General features: G+C 45.1%; 5 protein-coding genes and 1 pseudogene. 2 read left to right on the top strand and 4 right to left on the bottom strand.

Annotation, left to right across the window (positions count from 1 at the left end):
* The 4 genes and pseudogenes from RH949_RS14835 to RH949_RS14820 form a co-directional block, all read right to left on the bottom strand.
* Positions 1-180: pseudogene (locus RH949_RS14835) on the bottom strand (CRISPR-associated endonuclease Cas2); the annotation flags it as partial.
* A gap of 76 nt (positions 181-256) precedes the next feature.
* Positions 257-1369, bottom strand: a complete 1113-nt coding sequence (gene cas1, locus RH949_RS14830) for a CRISPR-associated endonuclease Cas1 (protein ID WP_446354124.1) — start codon at positions 1367-1369, stop codon at positions 257-259.
* A gap of 357 nt (positions 1370-1726) precedes the next feature.
* Positions 1727-2473, bottom strand: a complete 747-nt coding sequence (locus tag RH949_RS14825; protein WP_446354122.1) for a CRISPR-associated protein Csx3 — start codon at positions 2471-2473, stop codon at positions 1727-1729.
* A gap of 56 nt (positions 2474-2529) precedes the next feature.
* The gene (locus tag RH949_RS14820) at positions 2530-2928 is read right to left on the bottom strand and encodes a CRISPR-associated protein Csx3 (RefSeq protein ID WP_446354120.1); all 399 of its coding nucleotides are present in this window, start codon (positions 2926-2928) and stop codon (positions 2530-2532) included.
* Positions 2929-3189: 261 nt separating this feature from the next.
* On the opposite strand from RH949_RS14820, the gene RH949_RS14815 reads away from it, so the two are divergent.
* Positions 3190-3954 carry a hypothetical protein gene (locus RH949_RS14815; protein ID WP_006106297.1) on the top strand — a complete coding sequence of 255 codons (765 nt, stop codon included), beginning with the start codon at positions 3190-3192 and terminating at the stop codon, positions 3952-3954.
* A 186-nt stretch (positions 3955-4140) separates the two neighbouring features.
* Entirely contained in the window at positions 4141-5553 is a 1413-nt protein-coding gene (locus tag RH949_RS14810) for a TIGR03985 family CRISPR-associated protein (protein ID WP_446354118.1), read from the top strand.
* Positions 5554-5786: the final 233 nt, after the last annotated feature.

The following is a 5786-nucleotide window of genomic DNA, read 5'->3' as shown; positions in this document are numbered from 1 at the left end:
GATAACATAATACTTTGGCGGCGGTTGGGGTGCTTCTGAGCCAATCACCAACGCCCTCGAAACCGCTTCCTCAGATATCCAGTAAAATCGCACATTATCCTCCACTGGCTCAACTAACTTTTTCACCTTTTCATAAAGCTGCCGCATCTGCTCCAAACTCAAAAAACATTCAAACACAGAAAGTAGGGTTGTGTGAAGTCAAAGAAATAGAATTTATAATTCCCCGTTCCCCATTTACATCGCTCTTAAAAAAGCTTCATAGGAAACCCCCAGACAACAAACTCTGTTTATACCGCCTCACCTGTAATTGAATCGCTTGACGATAGGTGACTTTTGACTGTAAATCGGGATGAGAAACCTCTTCATTCATCCGGGTTTCAAATTGTTTGAGAAAGACCCGCCTTGCTGATTGATTCAAATAAACCCCTCCCGTACTAGGAACCGTGTCAAAATCTTGGGGCTTGAATAAAGAATGATTAACAATATTCAGAACCAAGCTATCGACAACAACTGACCTCATCTCCTCCATCAAATCAAACGCCAAATAGGGTTTCTGCCGTTCCCCATAATGAAAATTCCCCAAATAAGGAGAAAGCCCTTCCGCAATAATAAACCCTAAAACATTATTAAACAAAAGCGTATACCCAAAACTCAACAACGAATTCACCGGATCAGTCGGCGGTTGGCGATTCCGCAAGGAAAACTCAAACCTAGAATTCGTAATCAACTGACCCAACGCCGGAAAATACCTCGCCGCTCCTATCCCCTCATAACCCCGCAACCTATCCAAACTTTCACTAAACTCCAACGCCTCAATATCTTGATTAATCCCGATAATCGCCCGTTCCACATCCGGGAGTTTGCGCTTCCGATTAAATCGCAACAAAAGCTGCTTAGAATTCATCAACTTACCATAAACAATTGCCTGAGACACCTGAAACTGAAACGCCGCATCACCCCACCGTCTCACTTGAACCAACTCCTGGTCTAAATCCCGAAATTCAGAACTCCATAAATGACCGTGATAGCGACCACTTTGACTCAGAAATACCACCGCTATTTGTTCTCGCAAACAAACTTGCATCACTGGCGTTGATAATTGAATATTGCCAAACACCAGAATTTGCTGCACTTCTCGAATCGGTACTTCCAGTTTCGGCTTCTCAGATACATAAATAATAAACCGTTGGTACTCCTTATAAATTGTCGTGCCTTGTTCTATCAGATAAATTGCCGCCATTTCTCGATGCCAACTATTTTTTTGAACAACAGAGTTATCCACTTCTCTTGGCTGAGACAATTCTGTCTCTACCTCTGCCAGAAACGGTTGATGTAATGTGCCAATATCGCTCCCATTCCTATCATTCAAAACCTCTCTCCTGGTAGTAAGCTGTCATGCATTTAAATTGGGTATTAGTAGCGAGCAAGATGCAAAGCCTGCGGCATGGCTTCGCTTGCTGGTAAGGTTTTCAGCTATGTCTATCTACTGCTCAAAATTTCCCCCTCATCCCCTAACCCTTCTCCCTTGAAATAAAAGCGATAGCATCCTCTGTCCTCCCCCCTCTTGTAGGGGGGAACGAGGGGGGTGGGAGAAGGGGAACCAGATTCTCTTATTCCCCTCTTGCTCCCCTCTCCCAAGCTTGGGAGAGGGGCTTCTGGTGAGGGCTTCTGGTGAGGGGTTGAGCTTCAGTTGACACGGGCGCACATCGGTGCGCCCCTACCCTTACTACAAACTAGCTAACTCAACTAACTGCTTTGCCAACTCTTGAATCATGGGACGAGTTTTCACCGATTCACCCCGAATCAGTCGGTGAACTGTTCCCCTTAACTGCGGCGTTTGGGTTTGAATCGTATCAGTTGTGGCATCAAGACTACTATAAATAATCGCAATCACAGTCAAATTTAGCTGGCGACAAAACCCTTGCCAATCGGCTACCTCGGATTCCGACTTAGCTAAAATCACTGCATGGGTAGCTTGAGCCATAATTAACTCATTTTCTGCACTTATCTTGCCCCCCACATCAAACAGTAATAATGAGTTTTTAATCACGTCAACCGTTCGCGCTTTGTCCTGGGCAAATTCTGGTGTAAACTTCGCCTTATACTCAGCTTTTAATTCTGCCGCTAACTCCGGATACTTCTGTGCTGTTTGTGCAAACCAGGAACCATCCCCATCCGGACAACCGGAAATGGTGTAAAAATCCTGGGGAACATCCTCTCGCTCCAGAATTGCCTCTTTCAACCCATCCCGAAAAACAGTTTTTCCCGTATTGGGAGCGCCGCATAGCACCACTTTCACCGTCTGACAGGGGTCACGCTTGATATCAACCCGGTCTCCCACCTGGTAATCTGGAGTATGACTAATCGTGATAATATAACGGTCTAAACCGCGATAGCCTATTTTCGGATCAAAGACTGCGATCGCACTATAGCGATGAGCCAGTTCCAGTGCTAGGACAAAAGACGCTAACACCGTTGAACGCCCATTGATTTTCAGCAGTTTTCCGCCTGTTAATTGCCCCGAATTAATTAATTCTTGTAACTGCGCCTTGACATCGCGGACAATTTGGTCGCAGCCAAAGGATACTCTGGTGTTGTACTACTCACCACCACATAAGCTCCCAACCGTGTATCCGCCACTGCAACCACTCGATACAGGTGCGCCACCTCATGAGCCAGAGTATAACTCGCCCCCACTGAAATCCGCCCATTAATCTTGAGCAGATTCCCCCCGGAAAGTTCTCCAGAAGCAATCATTTGCCTCACACGAGTCTGCACATCTTGCACGATGACATCACCAGCAGCCGGAATCGGTTTCCCTTCATCAGTTTTGGCAAAATCCACTCTCAGAGTATCGCCTTCAAGGTGTATTGAATAAGCCATGATTCGGTGTTCCTGATTCATCGGTGTAACAACTAAGCCTGACATAAGTTAACCTTCCTTTTCGATCATCATTGGGTAAAAACGTTGCATACAACGTCTCTACTATGGCAGGCAGTAAGAATAGGGGCTTTCCAACCTCTAAGTCGGTGCGTCATTCGTCCTTTGTCAGGGTTTGAGGCTTGCTTACAAAACTTAGTAGGATGCCGTTTTTTTGTCTAATTGCTGACAAAGGGGTTTTTATTTTACTCATTATGTTATAACATTGTTACAAACACACAAAAACTAAGTATCAAAGAAGAAAAAAGCATGACACACCTCTCCCCCAACTTCGACCCCAGCCATACACCTGAATCCCCTATCCAGCAAGTCTTAGCGGAATTGGGTATCGCCCAACTCCTCTCGTTGATCCAGCACCACAGCGACATTGACTTCGATGCGGCTCAAATGCACCTAACGGATGCTGAAGCTCATGCGATCGCGGCGTTATTTATCCAGCAGTTAACCGAAAGCCTGAATGGTAAACTCATTGCTGGTGCCTTAAACACTCTGCGTCACAGTGAAGAAATAGAGGACGTAACCCAAGAAGACGGGCGGGTTTTGCCACCAAGTTGGGTAAAACAATTCCTGTTTGTTCCTAAACCCGCCCCTACACACTCAACACTTAACGATTCTCCCCATGAAGATGAGGACAACCTATACCGTTATCCCACCCATTTGGATCAGGAAATAGAGCCTCTACTGGTGCGTACCCCAACCGGACGCTATCATCCCAAAAGACCCCACAATCCCCGCCCGATTACTCAGCGAGAACAATACATCATTGACCTATATTGTTACTGTAAATTAAAGATGACACCCAAGAAGTTTTATGCCAAATGGGGTGTCACCTATGAGCAAATTTCTCACATTTGTTTTCGTTCCCTGGGAACCGTTCAATGTTGGTTCAACCGAGGTCAAGACCATCGTTCCCCTCAACCCGTTGACTTGCGCCAGTTAACAATCGTGGATTTTTTGCTCGATCATTATGAAGAACTCCCCCAATCCTTAATTGATCTGCTTTGTTCCCCGTAAGATTAAGGTGCGTTACGCCACCCTTCGGGAACGCTTCGCGAACGCTCTCCCCACGATGGCGGCGTGGCACACCTTAATTAGTGGATTAGAATTGGTTCGTAGTGAGGGAACTTTAGCCCTCTCCAGATAGGCGAAGCGAGAACTAAAGTTCTCACTACAAACAAAGTCGTTACCTCCCATCACTCCATGTCTGCTGAAGAATTTCTGCCCACCGTCCACTGCTTAGAAACCCTTGTACCAGAACTATTGCAAGTTTCTAATCATCCATCGACTCCAACCCAATCCAAAAATTGCCTCACACTTTTAGCCTGTGGCGCTCGGCGGTGGGTCATACTCCGGTCATTGTATGACCGCGATAGTCACTTCTTTATCGAATTTGAAACTGAACTCTTTAACTGTGCGGATTGGTTAAAGAAGTTCAAAGAAAAAGTTGATCATTATAAAACTCGTTCTTTCTCCGATTGGCTATTTCCCGAATATACCGAATCCTTCACCAATCAATTCATTGCTACCTTAAAATCTCGATATACGTTAGAGGAAAATGATATTGACAAACTCTTATCAACTGCCATTTTTTCTGCAACTGACCGTACCTTACGCAATCACCTAACTCAGTTGTCTCAACTTAAAACTCCGTTCCTAGAGCGACAACTGATCAATCCCCAAACAACAACCAAAAAGCCAATTCACAAATTCCGCAAACGGTCAACGGCTGCTATCCTTGAACCATTCACGACCGACCCTAATTTTTCCTATGAAGGAACCTTAGGATTTTTTACCAATGATGTATCGACTATTGCCCAACTGTTATTCACAAAAATTAATGGCGAACAACGCTTATTTATCCATCATGACTATGTAGTTAAGGAAGAATTGCGGGAAACCTCAGCGGATTTAGCCGATCGCCTCAAAGAAATTTGGCAAGAGACGCCTACTCCACCGCTGCAAATTGCCTATCACAGTGCTTCCTTAAATCAAACTAAAAACTACACCATTTACCCAGTTTGCCTATATTATTATCAGAGAGCTTACTACCTCTGCGCCTTTGGTCAAAGACCGCAGAAAACAGCAACCCAAGCGCCAGTGGGATGGTATAACTACCGTTTAGAACGGATAAGCAAGTATCAAAAACTGCCTTGGGATACTGCCCATCTCCCTTTCTCAAAATCAGACATTATCAACTATCCGGAAAACTATGCTCCTGCTTATATTCAACAGGAATTAGACGCCGCTTATGGCTTTGATTTCTATGAAAAATCTGATGTAACTCTGCTACGGTTTGATGCTGATTTTGCCCAGCGTTACATCGACAACTCCTTCCGTCATCCGACCTTTGAAAAACTAGATAGTTCTGAAGCAGCACAGGCATTAATTAAGGACTTAAAATTACCCAATACCCAAAAACTTTTAGCCCATATTCACGCCCATCCCGATGCGGCTTATTACATCCTCCGCTATCGCCAACAGGACAATACCGTAATCATGCGACTCCGCGCTTGGGGACCCAAGGTAGAAGTCATGTTCCCGAATGAGTTGCGACAGCGCATGAGACAGGATATCGAACAAACCTGGCAATTTTATCAAAAAACAATGACATAAGACGAATGACATAAGACATAAGACAAATAACAACTTTAATTGTCCCCACCTACTTAGGGCTTGCTGAATAAGTGGTGAGGTGAGGGGGAGCTGGGGAAGCTGGGGGAGCTGGGGGAGCAAGGGTACATTTTCCCTGAGCAAGGTGATGCCATACTTAGGAAGGATGCTACCCCATTTCCTGGCACTTTATCCACTGTCCATACGCCTCAAAGTATTGATGGATCAGGGTTTCC

The organism is Coleofasciculus sp. A1-SPW-01, from assembly GCF_040217205.1.
Lineage (GTDB): Bacteria > Cyanobacteriota > Cyanobacteriia > Cyanobacteriales > Coleofasciculaceae > Coleofasciculus > Coleofasciculus chthonoplastes_A.
Note: the sequence above shows the minus strand (reverse complement) of the source record. Positions and strands in the feature narration are given on the sequence as shown.